Source organism: Salinirubellus litoreus, from assembly GCF_037335815.1.
Classification (GTDB): Archaea; Halobacteriota; Halobacteria; order Halobacteriales; family Haloarculaceae; genus Salinirubellus; species Salinirubellus litoreus.
The window spans coordinates 430,998-447,440 of sequence record NZ_CP147842.1 but is presented as its reverse complement, the minus strand read 5'-3'; the positions used below and the strand labels follow the sequence as shown (position 1 = coordinate 447,440).

The window sequence follows — 16,443 nt, the reverse complement described above, 5'->3', positions numbered from 1 at the left end:
ATCTCCCGTGCCAAGACACTGGTCCTCGTCGAATTCTATTCGATTCCTTGAGACACGGCCGCGCCGACAGCTCGGGGGACTTCGTGACGCTATTATCGGTGTCTGAACATCCTATTGCGGATTAATAGGTCTCTGCAAGAATCTTGTGACCCAGGGGAGATGCTGGGGGACAGAAGTCATAGTCGAGTGGTGGGGAACAGAGAGCGACGAGCACTGACGCCCGTTGTCGGGGGCGTGCTGATCGTTGCGATCGCTGTGATCCTGGCCACCATTGTGGCAACGCTCGGCTTGGGTTTCACGTCGTATCTCGGTGATCCAGCCGCCGTGGCCGGCATTGGGCAATCCGTTGAGGTCACTATTGGGGCGGACGAGACGAGCCACACGCTTCAACTCGTCCATCACTCGGGCCAGACCATCCCAGTCGAGAGCCTGACCGTTGTCGTCTCGGGCGGCGAGTCAACCACGCGGACGGCGGTCCCAGCGACAGGGGCGCTTGCAGATGGGGCGTGGTCGGCAGGGGAGCCCGTCACGCTCCCCCTCAAGACCAGCACGGTCTGTGCGGGTGATCCCGATTCGGTCGAAATCACGCTCGTCCAGCAAACGAATGCCGAGCGGACCCACCAGATCAGTTCTCAGACCGTCCCAGTCCAGCCGGGCCAGTTCGTGATCAGCGAGGGTTCGGTCGAACCGACTGTCGATTATTCGGCGGATGTGGAGCTGCTCGGCACGGCGTTCACGTACGGCGCGGGCGGCCCGGACATCCCGATCGAGATGGAGGTGACCGTCGGCGACGAGACCAACCAGCCGTGGCCCGGCAACGTTAACGACGGAGGGAACCCGCGGACAACCAATTACGCGGACCGCGAGGCCGGCGAGAGCATCGTGGTGACCGCGGAGGCCCAGCCGCATGAGGGATACTCGGGCCACGAGGTGGATTCGGTGGCCGACGAGGGTACGTTTGTCCACGTCCTCCGGGACGGGTCGGACGCCCCTGACGTCGAGGGATTCGCCGACCAGGATGATGCGGAAGCGTTTGTCGCGGAGTACGTCGATGATGGGGCGATCGAACTGGACGACAACCAGGCGATCTATCTGTTCGAGCTAAGCCATTCGACCGAGAATTCGGGAGCCGACTTTCAGGACGCAGTCGTGCTCGTCTCACTAGAGACGAACACGGAGACCGTTACAGTCGGCCAGAACGACGAGGGTGAAGACGTGATCCTATGTCCGACTGAGGCGTGAATCACGCGTAGGGCGTCTCCATTCGTGATCAAGCAGATCAGTACCGGCTGAGCAGACACGACACCTGTCGGTCGGTCGTAGCGAGGGCGGCCTTAGACTGGCCGTTTCCGAACTGGCGGTCGACGAGTACCACGATGGGGGTTACCCCGACGTGTCAACGCCAACGGGAAAATGTGAGTTCACGGGCGCGTGCGACCCTGTCGCGTCAGAGCCACGAGACGCTGTCGCGGGCCTCCCGTTGCACCTCGGGGGAGTAGGTGCCGCGGTAGTGATCGAGGAGGCACCAATGCGGCTACTTTCCGCCGGAACCCCTCCAGCGATGATAATGCAAGGAGAGGAGATTAGTTGATAGAATCATCGTTCATACGTATCACCTCCTTGTCCAGCCGACAATCAGAGGTGAAAATCCCGCTTCACCTCTATGACCGCAAATGACCCTACTCACGAACGTGGACACGAGCTTGACGCCCAACGGATCGCCGACGGTGGGTGGCACGAACAAAAAGACGTTCAGGTGACGGTTCTGAGCGGTGACGAGAAGGAGTCTGAATCACCAGGACGCGTACGGGTGCTTGAACCCGAGAACGAGGACGAAACGACTGTCGCCCTCTCGATCGAGTCAGCAGCCGAGGATTGTATGGCAAGAATCGACGTCAATGAGGCACTGTCGTTGGCTGATAAACTCGAACTGGTCGCGGATCGCGTGGTGTTCGAAGAGGGCGATACACCGTAGCGCCACTCCTCTACCAGAACGTCCGCGACTGGAAAGCAGAATCATTCGCGTCATTCTGCCAAACGCATCCTCCTATGAACAGAAGTTGAGACCGCTTGTTTCAATGCATAGGCCGCAGGCACAGTTTGCTCACTGATAACGGGTATTATTTCGATCCCTTGAACTCGAACCGTGCCCCGCCATCAGTTCCGTCTGTCACCGAAACCGTCCAGCCGTGTGCCTTCGCGATGTCGGCCACGATCGAGAGCCCGAACCCGGTTCCCCCCTCACTGGATGTGACGCCGTGCTTGAACACTTCGTCACGGCTCTCCGGGGGAATCCCGCTGCCGTTATCCTCAACGTAGAATCCGTCGTCCCCGTCCAGTCGACCCACGGTCACCGTGACGTCGGCACCACCGTGCTCGACTGCATTCCGGAAGAGATTTTCAAAGACCTGGGTCAGACGTCCCCCGTCACCGGTCACTGTCGGGACGTCATCTGTAACTGTAAGCGCTGCTTCCTTAGTGTCCACATATCCCCATGCCTCCGTTGTAATACTCTCGAGGTCTATGTGGTCTGTATCTTCGATCGTCGTCTCTCCACGTGCCAGCGTGAGTAGGTCTTCGATAAGTCGTTCGATACGGTCGTGTGCTGACTCCACCGTTTCGAAATGCTCCGCGTCTCCGGTCTCTTCCGCAATCTCCAGAAATCCCATTGCAACGTTGAGCGGGTTCCGAAGGTCGTGGGCAACGACGCTCGCGAACTGGTCGAGTCGCTCATTCTGTCGATGTAACTCCGCTTCCCGACTCGCTCGTGCGAGTGCTGACTCGACAGTCGCGCCGAGAATCCGAAACAGATCGACGTCTGTCTCGGAAAAGACCTGCGTAGAGACCGACCCCGTCGACATAAGCCCATAGTCGCCCAGTGGGACGAAGATCTCACTTCGGATCTCCGTGTTCGGATTGTGGACTCGATTCTCGGTCTGGACGTCGTCGTACACCTGGATCTCTCCCGACTCGAACGCGTCCCAGGCGAGACCGCCCCCGGGGGCAAACCGGGGGGATTCGCCGAACAGCGCTCGTGCCGCCGGCGTTTCAGTAACCGGGACGAGTACGTCCTCTCGGTCGTTGTACTCCCACAGCCCGGTGATATCCAAGCCGAGTATCTCGACGGCCGCATCGACGGCGATCGTTCCGATCTCGTCGCTTGATTCAGCGCCGCTAAGTTGCTGTGCTGTCTCTTGGAGAGAGCGGAGGCGAGTTTCCAACCGTTTCTGTTCGGTGATGTTTTCGAGAATCGCGAGAACGCTCGACACGTCGCCATCCGGATCTGTGAGCGGGGCTACCGATAACAGCAGATCCAATCGCTCACCATCCTTTGTTTCTCGCTGGATTTCCTTTCCATGTATCCGGTCACCGTTCAGTGCCCGCTGTCGATTGGTTTCGAACTCAGCCTGCCGATCGTCGGGCACCATCGGGTTGAACTCGCCGATGACTTCTTCTCGCGACCACCCGAACATCTCCTCTGCTCCTTCATTCCAGAGTACGACGGCCCCATCGGTATCGATTTCCATGATGGGGAGCGGCGCTGTCTCGATGAGTGACTCCAGTCGCTGGTTCGTCGCTTCGAGTTCGCGCTCTCGTTCGACCTGCTCGGTGACGTTCCGAGCGATTCCGACGACTCGAACGATCTCCCCGTCGACGACAACCGGAGCGAGATTCGTTTCCCAAAATCGGGCATCCTCCGCGACCGGCAACTCCTCGCGGTACGATATCGGCTTCCGCTGTGTGACACAGCGTCGATAATTCGATTCCAGCTCCGCTCCTTGCTCGTCGCCGAACACGTCCCGTGGGGTCCTCCCTCGAACGTCTTCAGTCGTGATGCCAGTCTGTGTCTCGTATCCGGGACTGAGTCGGGCGAAGCGGAACTCCGATTCTTGATCGTTCATGTCGACATCGACGAGGAAAATCGCATCCCCGGAGGTTTCGAGCAGCGCCCCGTACTCCTCGGCGAGTTCTTGATACTCTCGCTCCTGCTGTTTGCGCTCGGTAATATCTTGGAACACGCCACGGATCACCTCTTCTTCCTGTCGGGCGCTGTCGACCGGTTCGCCCCAGGCTCGCACATTACGTATCTCACCGTCGGATCGAACGATCCGGAGGTCGAGGTCGTACGACTCCCCGTCCTCGATTGCACGCTCGACGGCCGATGTGATCGTCTCCCTATCCTCGGGGGGATAGAACTCGAGGGCATCCGAGAGGTCCGGGTCGTACTCCGGTTCTACCGCGTGAATCCGCCGAACCCCGTCTGACCAGTCGAGCTCACCAGTCGACGGAACGTATTCCCAGATTCCGATGTCTGCGATCTCCTGAACGCGGTCGAACAGGAACTGCTGGCGTTCGAGTTCCTGTCTGATTTCATGTTGACTTGTGATGTCCCGGGCGAGGACGACCACCTGTGGACGTTCACTGGCCTGAAACGGCGTGAGTCGAACGTTGAACGTTCGCTGCCCCGTTGGCGTCGCCACGTCGATCCGGAGGTCAGAGTCGGGGGACGCGGCGATGCCGCCGTCTGCTCGTCTCTCGCGTAGCGTTTCATCGACCGCACGAATAAACGCCTCTGCGTCCGATTCCGGAACGCGATCCCCGACGAGGGTACTGAGTTGCGTCCCCTCAAGGGCATTGGATTCTGTGTCTCCCAGCACCCGTGCCGCGGCTGGATTTGCAAATCGAACGGTTTCGTCTTCGTCGAGGACGAAAACGATATCCTGGATGGTCTGGCAGATAGCTTCGTTTCGTTCTAATTCCAGTTGCCGCTCGCGCTCGTTGGTGATGTCCTGGGAGAATATCGTGAGTCCGTCCTCGTCCGGGAAGGCGCGCACTTCGATCCAGTAGTCGAACGGATCTCCCAGACGCTGTTCGAACGAAACCGGTTCACCGGTCTCCATCGCCGTTCGATATCTCTCTTCGAGTTCCGTCCCGACGATCGACGGGAACTCCTCCCAGAGCATTTCCCCGACGATGGTGTCCGGATTACGGTCGACTCGCTCGGCCATCGTCTCGTTCATGTATTCGATACGCCACTCGGTGTCGACGGCGTAGACCGCATCAGTTGTCCGTTCGAGCGTTCGATGAAGTTGCGTACTGGCTCGCTCGGCCGCCCGTCGTTCCCGAGCGGCGTGTGAGAGCGTCCGAATACGACCTGCGAGCAGCTCGAAGTTATTACGGTCTGCGCGGATCGGAATGTAGTCCGACACACCGGCCCGGGTCGCTTCACTTGCGACCTCTTCGTCTCCCTTGCCGGTAAAGAGGATTATCGGGAGTTCATCGTCCTGTTGTCGAATCGATCGGGAGAGAGCTATCCCCGTCTCCTCGAGGAGCGAGTACGCTGTCACGACACAATCGATACGTTCTGAAGACAGTACGTCCAGCGCAGCGTCTAGATTCCGAGCAGAGGCACAGTGGATATCGAACTCAGTTCGCTTCAGTTTCGTTCGAACCAGCTCGGTGAAATCCGGGTCGGAGTTCACGTAGAGGACCCGGAGCGAATCGTCCGACGGCGCTGACAAACGGGTCACGATAGCCAATAAGATCACGCATATGAATATAAGGATTTTCAACTGAATATTGGTCGTGATAAGGACGGTGGGGAGCGATTTTTATTGATCATCTCACAGCCGTACTGAGAAGCGAACCAGACAGATCGATAGGTTCCTCGAGACCGCCTGGCGAGGTCGACCCGCGGTATTATCATCGACTCGACGCAAAAATTGAGGTATATGAGTGATAACACCGTCGAAAAGGGGCATCGGGGGCTGGACGTCGACGCCCCCACGCTCCTCGGTGACGATTACGAGGAGTTCAGGGCGGTCCTCTCGAGTGAGAGTGCCGGACCAGTCGCCATCGTAGGCGACCCCTTCTCTGGACGGGAGTCCGTCTTAGACCGTGCTGTGTGGGATCTGGACGCAACCCGAGTCAGCCTTGATCCGGGTGATGGGATCGACCGAATCCGGGCGGAAATCAACGGCGGCCCTGTCGTGATAGAGGACTGCCAGCACCTGTATGAGCGTCGCATCGGCGGCTTCGAGGAGCTGTCTGCGTTTCTCAACGATCTGACGAGCATCGATGCGACGGTGGTGACCGGCTGGAACCGGTACGCGTGGGCGTACCTCAGCCGGGTGCAGGCCCTCGACCGGGAGTTTCCGTTCACCGTTGAGGTCCAGCCCCTTCCTGTAGAGCGGATCGCAGAACTCGTCCTCAGTCGGTACGATGAGGTGCCGACGTTCGTCGCCGACGATCCCGACCGGGGCGGCTTGGTGGTCACCACACGCCACGAGTTCGACTGGCGGGATCGGTCGGTGTCGGTGCCGGTCCCTATGGTGAGCCCGGTCGTGATCAAGGAACTGTTCTCGGGTGGTGATCTGGATCCGAAGGACGTGACGTTTGGCCGGCTCGCTGCGATCTCCAGGGGGAACCTCGGCGTTGCCACCGCGGTCTGGGAGGCCCGTCAGGGGACGGAGGTGCGCCCGAGTGACATCGCCGTCCCCGCGTCCGATCGAGATCTGGACCGCGAAGAGGCATTCTGTCTGCGGCTCGTGCTTGCGAAAGAGCGAATCGATCGGACACAGCTCTCGAGGGTCGTCAACGGACTCGACCGGGTCCTCGGACGCCTCGCGCGCGACGGCCTCGTCACGGTCGAGAACGGCATCGTGGAACTGGTCCCGGCGGCTCTGCCGGCCACCGAAGCGGCGACTGAGCGGGGGCGGATACTGTGACGGTGCTCCAGTCACTAGTAGATCTGGGGATAGATTCGGAGACGCTCGTGGGAAGCGTGGGCGTACTTGTGGCCGCGTACGTGACTGCCCGTATCTTTGGATATGTGCTTTCCGCTGTCGCCGAACGGACCCCCCGTCGGCGAATCAGTATCAAGATGTTGATCCCGATACTGCGGTTTCTAATTTACGGGATCGCGGCGTTTCTGGTTCTGGGACCGTTACTCAACCTTTCGACCGCACAATTGCTCGCAGTGTCGGGACTGCTTGGGGCGGCCCTCGGGTTCGGGCTAAAGGACCTCTTCGCGGGGGTGATCGGCGGGCTGGTACTCATCACTGAGCGTCCGTACCAGGTCGGTGACAAGGTCACCATCGACGGCGACTACGGTGAAGTGACCGACATCGGCCTCCGGGCGACGACGTTGACGACGCCCGACGACAGCGCTGTCAGAGTTCCGAACGCCACGCTGTTCACCGCGAACGTTTCGAACGCCAACGATGGCCACCCGGAGATGATGGTCGTCGTCGAACTCGCGGTCACTGCCTCTGCCGATGTCGATCGGGCGAGTGCGATCGTCAAGGAGGCCATGGTGACCTCGAAGTACGTCTACGTCGACGACGATCACCCGTTCGCGGTTCTGGTCGAGGACGAGTCCTACTATCGGATGATTCGCGGCAAGGCATATGTGGCCGACCTGCGTGATGAGTTCGCGTTCGCCTCGGACGTGACAGAGCGCTCGATGGCCGCCTTCGCCAGCGAAGGGATCGAAATGCCTGAAGCGCCTGTCCACGTCTCCGGACACCGCTGACTCTACGTGTCGCCTGCCGGTTCGACCGATCGAAGCGCGTGTCTCGACGGTCGATACCGGAGCTGATTACTTCCCAGGCCCAGCTAGATGTCCGCTCGTTGTAACGGCTTAGTTCGTGTTCTACCTCCTGAAACGAGTACTGGCTTCTCCTGAATATGTACTCTTGATTTTTACAGCCCGCTTTTGACAGCGTTCAACACTACCTGTCTATCGAAAATGTGAACAATTCCTAAAATCGGAATTGAAGCTCTATGGAGTTCGCCGCCACGAGATCCGATCGTGATTGGGGGTGAACAATGCCCCGGCACACCGAGAACGAACTCAAGCTGATCTCCTGTCTCAGTTTTCGTCGAATCCCGAGCGACGCATTTCGCCCCACGAGGTGTCGCCGCGAAGATACTCGAAGAGACCTCGCCAGGCGATGAACGTTTTCCACTGCCGGAATCCGAAGTTCTCGAGCACGCCATCGCCGAGGAGGCGGACGATCTCCCGGGGACGATCGTAGCGTCGGAAACTCCAGACTTCACTGAAGACACCGAACCACGAGAGGAACACACCGACCCCAACGGTGATCGCGAAGTACACGAGTACGAACTCCACATCAGCTGCGCCGAGCAGGAAGGCTGTGGGCACAATCACGTATCCAAACCCCTCGACGAGTGGGCCGAGTATCTCGCCGAGCAAGAACGCCGGATACCCGAACAGACCGACGGACCCGTAGTGCCGCCGACCCATCAGCCCTCGATGTCGAATCATCGTATCCAGGAGCCCTCTATACCATCGACGCCGCTGGCGACTGAAGACGTCCCGGGACTCAGGTACTTCGGTCCAGACGACCGGCTCGGGAACGAACTCCACGTGGTAGTCCCGTCCCTGGTCCTTGAGGTACTGGTGAAGACGAACGCTGATCTCGAAATCTTCGGTGACGCTGTCTGTGTCGTAGCCACCGGCCTCCTGAACGACATCCGTCTTGAACATCCCGAATGCACCAGAGATGATGAGCAACGAGTTGAGCCGATCGAGGCCGAGCCGGCCAGAATAGAACGCCCGAAGGTACTCCATGGACTGCAGTTCGGCAAGCATGTTGTCGGGAAGATCCACCGATTTGATTTGCCCCTGTTCGACACGACACCCATTGGCGACGCGAACGGTGCCGCCGGTCGCGACGGTTTCTTCGGGACGTTCGAGGAACGGTCGTACGACCTGCAAGAGCCCTTCACGGTCGATGAGCGAGTCAGCGTCGACCGCACAGAACAGCGGCTGATCAGTGAGCCAGATCCCTGTGTTGAGGGCGTCGGCCTTGCCGCCGTTCTTTTTGTCCACGACCACCAGATTCGAGGCATCTGCCGAGCGATAGATCGCCCGGATCTCTTCGCTTGGAATGTCGTAGGGAACCGGAGCGTCGATCTGGAACAGTTCGAACTCCGTGCGGATGCGGTCGAGCGTTCCGTCCGAGGATCCATCGTTAACCACGATGACCTCCGTGTCGGGATAGTTGAGGTTCAAATGGGACTGCACGCTCTCGACGATCACCGTCTCTTCGTTGTATGCTGGGACGATGACAGCGATACCGGGGAGAAATGGGGACGCGAACTGTTGGTACATCGGTCCCCACTCTCGCTTGTTGAGATCGGTTCTGAGCTTAAAGAGTGCGGCCACGTGGACGAGGAAATACACGCCGTTGATGAGCAGGTAATAACAAAGGATGGCCCAGCCGGTCAGGAGCAGGAACGTCCCGAAAGAGCTCATCCGGCGGCCTCCGCCTCGGTATTCGGAGATGTCGCCTCGACCCAGGCCAGTGCTGTCTGGCTAGCCGTGGACAGTTCAGCGTCACCCAGCCGGGATGTCGGTTCACTGAGCGCCTCGATCGCGACGACTGCAGACCGTGGATCGGACTCCGTCCGGATTGCGTCGCGGAGCGCGTCGCGGGCCGGTTGGTCACCCCACGAACCGAGCATGCGGTAGACCGCCTGTCGGACACGTGGCGAACTGTCTCTTCGGACGTTCTCGATCTCGATGACCGTTCGAGCGTGGTCGTGCCACCCGTAGCCTGCGAGTGCGTCTGCGACGGCGGCTCGAACGAGTGGTGAATCATCGGCGAATAGGGAGCCGAGCCAGTCGAGCGAGACGTCGGGACTCGTCGGGCCGGCTTCCCCGATAACACGCAGTACTTGGACCAGCAGCGAGTCCGGCCAGGAATCACTTGCTTGTTCAGCACGACTTAACAAAAATCTGGGGTCCTCTTTGTTCAACTGGTACAGTGTATCGAGCCCGAGCATCGAGAGCGGTCGCTTTTCGGCGAGCAGACCATCGGTTCCCTCTGTTGTCGCAGCCGGATGATCCTGCTCGTAGAGAACCCGGGCCGCCGCAGCCCTGGTATCCGGGTGAGCCATACAGGTTGCCCGGAGCGTCTCCAGAGTGACATCGATATCGAGTAATGCTATCCACGTCAGTGCCGCGAGCTGATCGAACCGGTCACCCCTCTTGAACATACACTCTGCCCAGGTGTCGATACCGAGTGTGTCTCCGAGCCGTTGCAATGTCTCCCGGTCCTTGCCACGCACCTGTCGCAGGTAGCCCTGGAGTTCCTCCTTGGCGACGAAACGTTCGAAGGGGTCGAGGTCATTCACCCATTGCTCCCACCCCGGATCGGATGCGCTCATCCGTTCGATGATCTCATATCGTACCGATGGCCGGACCGCTTCGGACCGTCGATCGTGTCTAGCGGCTTGAACAGCGCGACCGAGCGTGACGATAGCAGTCGCTCCCAGAACCGCAAGCAGTACCACCGAGATGAATAGAATGAGGTCGAATGACGTGATTGGAGCCATGCTCATGAGAGGATGCCTTTGATTCGGATAATGAGTTCACTCGAAGAGAACGGTTTGGTCAGGTAGTCAGCCGCGCCGCTCTCGAGTGCCCGAACGATGTCGTCGTCTCTCCCGCGGGACGTCAGCATAATGATATCCACTCCCTTGAACCGGTCGTCCTCTGAGACTCGATCGAGAACCCGATAGCCATCCAGCCCCGGCATCATGACGTCGAGGACGACTAGGTCGGGCGGGTCATCCGCATGCGCATTCAGATAATTCCAACACTCTTCACCGTCAGTAACGGTCGTCACGTCGTAGCTCTTCTCCAGATTGAACCGGAGTAACTCGCGCATCTCCGCGTCGTCGTCGGCGATCAAAACTGAGCCCATCATTAGACCATTCCGATCAGTTTGGTGAGTCCTCCGAGTCTGAATACTCAACAGAGGGTTCACGGACCGCGGTACAGGAACTCGAGATCATTGCCTCCGCAGTTCAGACGTTCGTCCAGCTGGAGTGTCCGTTGTCCATAGGTCCAACACAGGAACACCGATCCGAGACTGTGCCAAATCAATTATTCATTCGATGGTGGCCAGGGATGAAAAAACTCCACCGTAACTGTTCACGGTCCCTCCCTGGTGTGGATATCTCCAACTCCTGTACGAGCGGCCACTCCGAGTCACCAGAGGTTCAGTCATATGTGGACGCCACGGTCAGATATTCAACTACGTTCGAAATCAGCAGGCGTTTCATCCACTCCTCACCAAGCAATAGGATCGATCGGTCTTATTCGGCGAAACAGGCGTCTGCGGTCCCTCTCTCGCCTGGCCGCTTCGCAGGTGTATCGGCTCAACGAACCGACGGAGATAGTGAACTGTTGATTCACTCACTCCGTCCGTGACGGACCGTCGGCCACGGACCTCTCCCCCGTACGCAGCGCCAATGGCTGCGTAGAGATATGCTCACCTCGATAGATAATAGCCATATAGCGTAACTGTTCACGTTCTCGGGCTGATTCCCGACGGGCTGGCCATCACTCCGGTTCCGCAAAGAATAGCGCCGTCGAACGACCCGAGTGAGGATCCGAGACCAGCGAGAGCCATTCAAGGATCATGAAACTCGCGAGTACCCACGGTGCCGATGGATCCGACTCCTCGGCCTATCCCCGCCCCGACATGTCGAACAGCTCCTGAAAGATCCGTTTCTCAGCGTTTCGCATGTGGCGATGAGCAGTCGTTGGTGTCACCCCCATTCGTTCGGCTACATCCTCCCCCGTACCCCGGCGCGGCTGTTCGAAGTATCCCATCTGATACGCCAGTTCTAGCGTCGATATCTGACGATCGGTCAATCGTGCCTCGACTACGTGTCGAAACGTCCGTGAACTAAACACGAGGTCCTCCGAGACGAGGTCCAGCTCCGGATACACCTCTCGGACGCTTGATGTCACCGAACGCCGATCGGCCGAGTCCGGAAGTCGCACGACCAGTGTGAACACTCCGTCTTCGATGCTGATCGACGCGGTTTTACCTCCGACAGTGATTAGACGTGACGCCAGGCTCTCCGGTGGCATTCGGACCTCCATCTCAACGCGATCGTCAGTCGTGCTGAGCAGCCGTACCTCCCCCGTGTGCAAGCGATCGAGCAAGTCAGTAGCTTCCTTCGCATGAATTCCTTTAACGGTATAAAACTGGAGATGTTCGTCGTCAGCCACGTTGACGATACTGTCACCCGTCACGCGGAGCGTATCGCTGTCTTCTCCGGTGATGGATCGGGCCAATGCTTCCGAGCGAAACGTGAGTTCGACGACCTGCTCTTGCCGTAATTTCTCACGCGTTTCCAGGGTCTCGAGTGCGTAGCCTACCATCTGACCGAGTTCAGTGAGCAGTGATTGTTCTTCTCGATCGAATGCGGCCGGGAGTTTCGCATAGACGCCCAACACCCCATAGACATCTTCACCGTGTGTGAGTGGTACCGAGGCGTACGAGTGAAATCGATGGTTCTCGGCGGCATCCTGCCAGTACTCGTAGGGAAGGTCGGTGATGTGCTGAACCACCTGGATCTCGCCCGTTTTGGCCGCTATGGCACCGGGGCCCTGGTCGAGCGGCGGAGCGTCCGGGTTGTCGAGCATCGCATCCAGATACTCGTCGCCGACGCCGGCCGATGCGCGGGGGATGAACTCGGTGTACGATGACGAGAACTGGCCGAGAACGGCGAAGAGATACGGCTCAGAGTTCGCAATCAGCCTGCACACCGCGTTCTCGACATCCTCGGGGGATCTCGCGCTCGTCATTTCGTGTGCGACCCCCCGGATCACCGAGTTGATCCGATCGAGTCGCAGCAACTCGGACCGCTGTGACTGGAGGTCCTTCTCTCGTTCTTTGAGTCCGGTAACGTCTTCGAGTCCAACGATGACCCCCTCGATCGTCCCATCGTCAGCTACGATCGGTGCCGAGTTGCTGGACAGCCATCGTTCCGTTCCATCGGGACGTGTTATGCCGTGTCGAAATGTTCGTACCGGTCTGCCCGTCTGAAACACGCGTGTTACGGGATGGTTTCCCTCGCGGATCGGATCGCCATACTCGTCGTAGATCTTCCAGTCAGAGTCGCTGTAGCTCCGACTGGTTATCTCCTCTACCGACCGCCCAAGAATCTCCGCGAGGCGTTCGTTCGCGAACACGATCGAGTGGTTCGAATCGACGAGCGCGATACCGATCGGGCTCGCATCACAGAGACGAGAAAAGAGTTCGAGTTCTGAGAGGCTGAAACTCCGGGCGAACGTGGATGCTTTGTTGTTGCTGTCGTGAGAGTGTGCAGGAAGCCACCAGACCCGCGCTCGGGCGCCAACCTTCTTCGTTTTTAATAGGTCGCGCTCCACCAGCGTATCCAGTTTGTTGTACGCTGTCCGACGGGCACAGTCGAGCGCGTCTGCGACCTCGTTCGTCGTCAGAGGAACGCCACGGTTGTCCTCCCGTTTGAATACGGTGAGGACCTTTTCTTCTGTGTCACTCTTCGCGGGATCATCCATGCGTAAGTGACACTTCGATTGGTAAATGAGGGTTCCGTTGACGGTATTCGGAAAAGACTGTGTTTACCGAACGAGGTTGATAACGGCTCTCTGGAAATATACTTGAAAATTGTGACTGATGCTCTCGATGGATACGGTCAGATCTCTTGTCGCATCACCGCTGATGGTACCGGGAGGGTCATACAGGTCTCATCATAGAAATCGTCGACGAGTAATTGACCGGGTCAGTCGTCCTCGAGCGCGAGGTAGATCGCATACCCGAATGCGAGATGCTGATACATACTTCGTTCGAGACGGGTGCGCACCCCCCTGTCATCGCTGATATTGTACTCCTTGGTGCGGACCTTCTCGTGCATTTGGAGGAGCCCCCCGTTTTCGAGTTCGTGAAGCTGTGGGTAGACCGTCCCCGGGCTGAGACGGGCGTTGAACAGGCGCGCGAGATCGTCCATCAGTCCTTTTCCGTGTATCCCCCCCTCACGAAGTGAGACGAGCATCAGAAGCGTCTCGTCGAGGTTTTGCTTGATGAGGTCTTCATCGAATCTGAAGCCTGCGCCAGGAAACAACGCGTTTGTGACAGTTGTGAGAACCTCCTGTGGTCTGTCTTCTTCCTGCTCTCGCCCTTCTGTCCCGCTTTGCGCCGACGGCTCGATGTCGATCTGCTCGTAGTCCTCCAGTTCAGCCAACAGCGATCCGACAGTAACTCGACTAGATCTCCCCGAATCCTCGTCCGCCGATATCCTCTGGCGCATCTCTACCTTTCTTCGTCCAGATTTCGATAAATAGGTGCCAGGGATTTCTCTCCCTGATAACGCCACAAGAATTTGTCAGGCTCTGCCGTTCCTACAGGGAACGGAAGGGGCTGGTTAGGGCGGTCTGACCGGAAGGCTGTGCGGAGCCGACGAGCAGTGTGATGAGGCCGAGATGTCCAGGACCGGTAGCGGGCACTCAGAACGAAGGTCCGAGACTCCCTCTCGGCTGCCGTCGGGACGATCGACCAATGCGCATTCTATCCATCAGGGTCGGGAAACGAACGACAACTGGTGGTCCGAACATAAACGCAACATCGTGGCTCCGTTGAAATCCCGATTCGCGTGCAAAAAGATAAACAATCCCTCCTCTAACAGGATGAAGAGAGAGTCATGACGGAGTATCGTGTCGTCCACATCGACAACGATCGGGCCTTTCTCGACCGATCAGTCACGACACTCCAACGACGGCCATCGCTCGACATAATCGGCGAGACGTCTCCACAGGCCGGCCTACAACGACTCCGCGAGAACCACGGTACTGACTGTCTAGTTGCTGAGTACGAGCTGACCGAGATGAACGGCCTCGAACTCCTCGATCAGGTCAGAGAGACCCATCCCGACGTACCGTTCATTCTGTTCACCGCGACAGGCAGCGAGGAGCTCGCCAGTCGTGCGATTTCTGCTGGCGTGACGGATTATCTCTCGAAGCACGACGGAGCCGATCAGTTCGAGTTGCTCGCCAATCGAATCCGCAACTACGCCGGGCGGTATCGAACGCAGCAGTCCCTCGAGAGGGAGAACCGTCGGAACAAATACGCACTACGGGCTGTCTCGGATGTCGTCTGGGAACGCGATCCGGAGACGGACGAGGTTCACGTCTCAGAGGGGTTTTCGGAGTTGACTGGGTACTCTCTCGACGACGGGTCTCTCTCGTTCGAGTGGTGGATCGATCGTATCCATCCCGACGACCGTGACCGCATCCGGTCGAATTTCCAGACCCAGCTCACTGCGGGCCAGCAGACGTTCTCGGGCAAATATCGGTTCCGACGCGCTGATGGCTCATACATTGTCGTCGAGGACGACGGATACGTGATATCTGCTACAGATGGTGAGCCGCGGAAAATGATCGGGGCGATCCGAGATATCACCGCCCGACAGGAACGGAAACAAGAGTTAGAGCGGTACCAACGAGTGATCGATGCCGTCGCGGCCGGGGTGTTCGTTCTGAACGAGGCCGGCGAGTTCGACCTGGTGAACCAGCGCTTGACCGCGTTGACCGGGTACGACCGCGAGGAGTTGCTCGGCGCTCCCGTGTCACGCATCGTTCACGAAGACTCTCGGGCGGAGGTCGAATCGCTCCACAAACAAGTACCTCCGAACGAGGCGAGCCCCCTCGAGTGGCGGCTACTCTCGGCGAGGGGCGAGTCGGTTCCCGCCGAGTCGCGCGTCACTGGACTGGGTGACGAGTACGGTAGTGGCACCGTCTGGGCCGTGGCCGATATGAGCCAGCGGGAGCGGCGCGAACGCGAACTGCAGCGACAGAACGAGCGGCTCGACCAGTTCGCAACCATCGTCTCTCACGACCTTCGCAACCCCCTCTCGGTCGCCAAAGCGTTCACCGAAACGGCACAGGACACGGGAGAGACCGAGCATCTGGACCGCGTTATGACTGCCCTCGACCGAATGGAAGCCATTACTGCTGATGTCCTCGAATTAGCTCGCCAAGGGGAGACGATAACGAATCCGGCGTCAGTCAGTCTCGTCGGGTGTTGTGAGAACTGTTGGGAGACCGTCGAGACGAAGGACGCCCACCTGCGGATCGAGTGCGAGACCGACGTGAGGATTACAGCGGACCCGGATCGACTCCAACAACTGTTCGAGAACCTCGTCCGGAACGCGATCGAACACGGCGGAGATGACGTGACGGTTCGAGTCGGGACAATCGAGAACGGGTTCTACGTTGAGGACGATGGGGTAGGGATTGGGGAGAGCGACAGAGACGATATCTTCGAAGCGGGGTACTCGACGGCAGCACAGGGGACCGGATTCGGGTTGAACATCGTCAGACAGATCGCGACTGCACACGGCTGGCAGATCGCCGTTGCGGAGAGTGCGAACGGCGGTGCCCGATTCGAGGTCACTGGTGTCGAACTCACTGGGTAACCGAATCCGGTCTTGACGTCTTCGTCGCTGACATTCGAACGGGGTGGTCTGCCATCCCTCCGTTGCTGGTATAGTGGGTGGATCTGTCGAACCAGATCGGAGGGCGGCGAAGAGGTCCCGACAGAGCCGCTGACTCGTTCTCTTGCAGTCGTGTAGCTGCGT

Annotated in this window: 11 protein-coding genes; 5 read left to right on the top strand and 6 right to left on the bottom strand. The window is 58.8% G+C overall.

Annotation, left to right across the window (positions count from 1 at the left end; all coding sequences use genetic code 11):
- Positions 1 to 186 precede the first annotated feature (186 nt).
- Together WDJ58_RS25030 and WDJ58_RS25025 are read left to right on the top strand one after the other, a co-directional pair.
- On the top strand, positions 187 to 1,242 hold the full coding sequence (locus WDJ58_RS25030) for a type IV pilin N-terminal domain-containing protein (protein ID WP_338918323.1): 1,056 nt from the start codon (positions 187 to 189) through the stop codon (positions 1,240 to 1,242).
- A 421-nt stretch (positions 1,243 to 1,663) separates the two neighbouring features.
- Entirely contained in the window at positions 1,664 to 1,975 is a 312-nt protein-coding gene (locus WDJ58_RS25025) for a hypothetical protein (RefSeq protein WP_338918322.1), read from the top strand.
- Between the two features lie 145 nt (positions 1,976 to 2,120).
- On the opposite strand, the gene WDJ58_RS25020 is transcribed toward WDJ58_RS25025, so the two are convergent.
- Positions 2,121 to 5,531 carry a PAS domain-containing protein gene (locus WDJ58_RS25020; RefSeq protein ID WP_338918321.1) on the bottom strand — a complete coding sequence of 1,137 codons (3,411 nt, stop codon included), beginning with the start codon at positions 5,529 to 5,531 and terminating at the stop codon, positions 2,121 to 2,123.
- Between the two features lie 201 nt (positions 5,532 to 5,732).
- On the opposite strand from WDJ58_RS25020, the gene WDJ58_RS25015 reads away from it, so the two are divergent.
- Complete coding sequence (locus WDJ58_RS25015) at positions 5,733 to 6,728, top strand: hypothetical protein (protein WP_338918320.1); 996 nt, start codon at positions 5,733 to 5,735, stop codon at positions 6,726 to 6,728.
- Positions 6,725 to 7,534, top strand: coding sequence for a mechanosensitive ion channel family protein (locus WDJ58_RS25010; protein WP_338918319.1), 810 nt, complete (start codon positions 6,725 to 6,727; stop codon positions 7,532 to 7,534). The genes WDJ58_RS25015 and WDJ58_RS25010 overlap by 4 nt, the downstream gene beginning before the upstream one ends.
- 339 nt (positions 7,535 to 7,873) lie before the next feature.
- Here WDJ58_RS25010 and WDJ58_RS25005 read toward each other — a convergent pair whose 3' ends face one another.
- From WDJ58_RS25005 to WDJ58_RS24985, 5 genes are all read right to left on the bottom strand, one after another.
- On the bottom strand, positions 7,874 to 9,283 hold the full coding sequence (locus WDJ58_RS25005; RefSeq protein WP_338918318.1) for a glycosyltransferase family 2 protein: 1,410 nt from the start codon (positions 9,281 to 9,283) through the stop codon (positions 7,874 to 7,876).
- Positions 9,280 to 10,371 carry a HEAT repeat domain-containing protein gene (locus WDJ58_RS25000; protein ID WP_338918317.1) on the bottom strand — a complete coding sequence of 364 codons (1,092 nt, stop codon included), beginning with the start codon at positions 10,369 to 10,371 and terminating at the stop codon, positions 9,280 to 9,282. The genes WDJ58_RS25005 and WDJ58_RS25000 overlap by 4 nt, the downstream gene beginning before the upstream one ends.
- On the bottom strand, positions 10,368 to 10,739 hold the full coding sequence (locus WDJ58_RS24995) for a response regulator transcription factor (protein ID WP_338918316.1): 372 nt from the start codon (positions 10,737 to 10,739) through the stop codon (positions 10,368 to 10,370). Before WDJ58_RS24995 ends, WDJ58_RS25000 begins: the two co-directional genes overlap by 4 nt.
- Before the next feature lie 764 nt (positions 10,740 to 11,503).
- Positions 11,504 to 13,369 (bottom strand): bacterio-opsin activator domain-containing protein, encoded by a 1,866-nt coding sequence (locus WDJ58_RS24990; RefSeq protein WP_338918315.1) that lies wholly within the window; start codon positions 13,367 to 13,369, stop codon positions 11,504 to 11,506.
- A gap of 224 nt (positions 13,370 to 13,593) precedes the next feature.
- Positions 13,594 to 14,118 (bottom strand): PadR family transcriptional regulator, encoded by a 525-nt coding sequence (locus WDJ58_RS24985; protein ID WP_338918314.1) that lies wholly within the window; start codon positions 14,116 to 14,118, stop codon positions 13,594 to 13,596.
- A 390-nt stretch (positions 14,119 to 14,508) separates the two neighbouring features.
- Between WDJ58_RS24985 and WDJ58_RS24980 the strand changes: the two genes are divergently transcribed.
- Complete coding sequence (locus WDJ58_RS24980; RefSeq protein WP_338918313.1) at positions 14,509 to 16,281, top strand: PAS domain-containing protein; 1,773 nt, start codon at positions 14,509 to 14,511, stop codon at positions 16,279 to 16,281.
- The last annotated feature ends 162 nt before the right edge of the window (positions 16,282 to 16,443 follow it).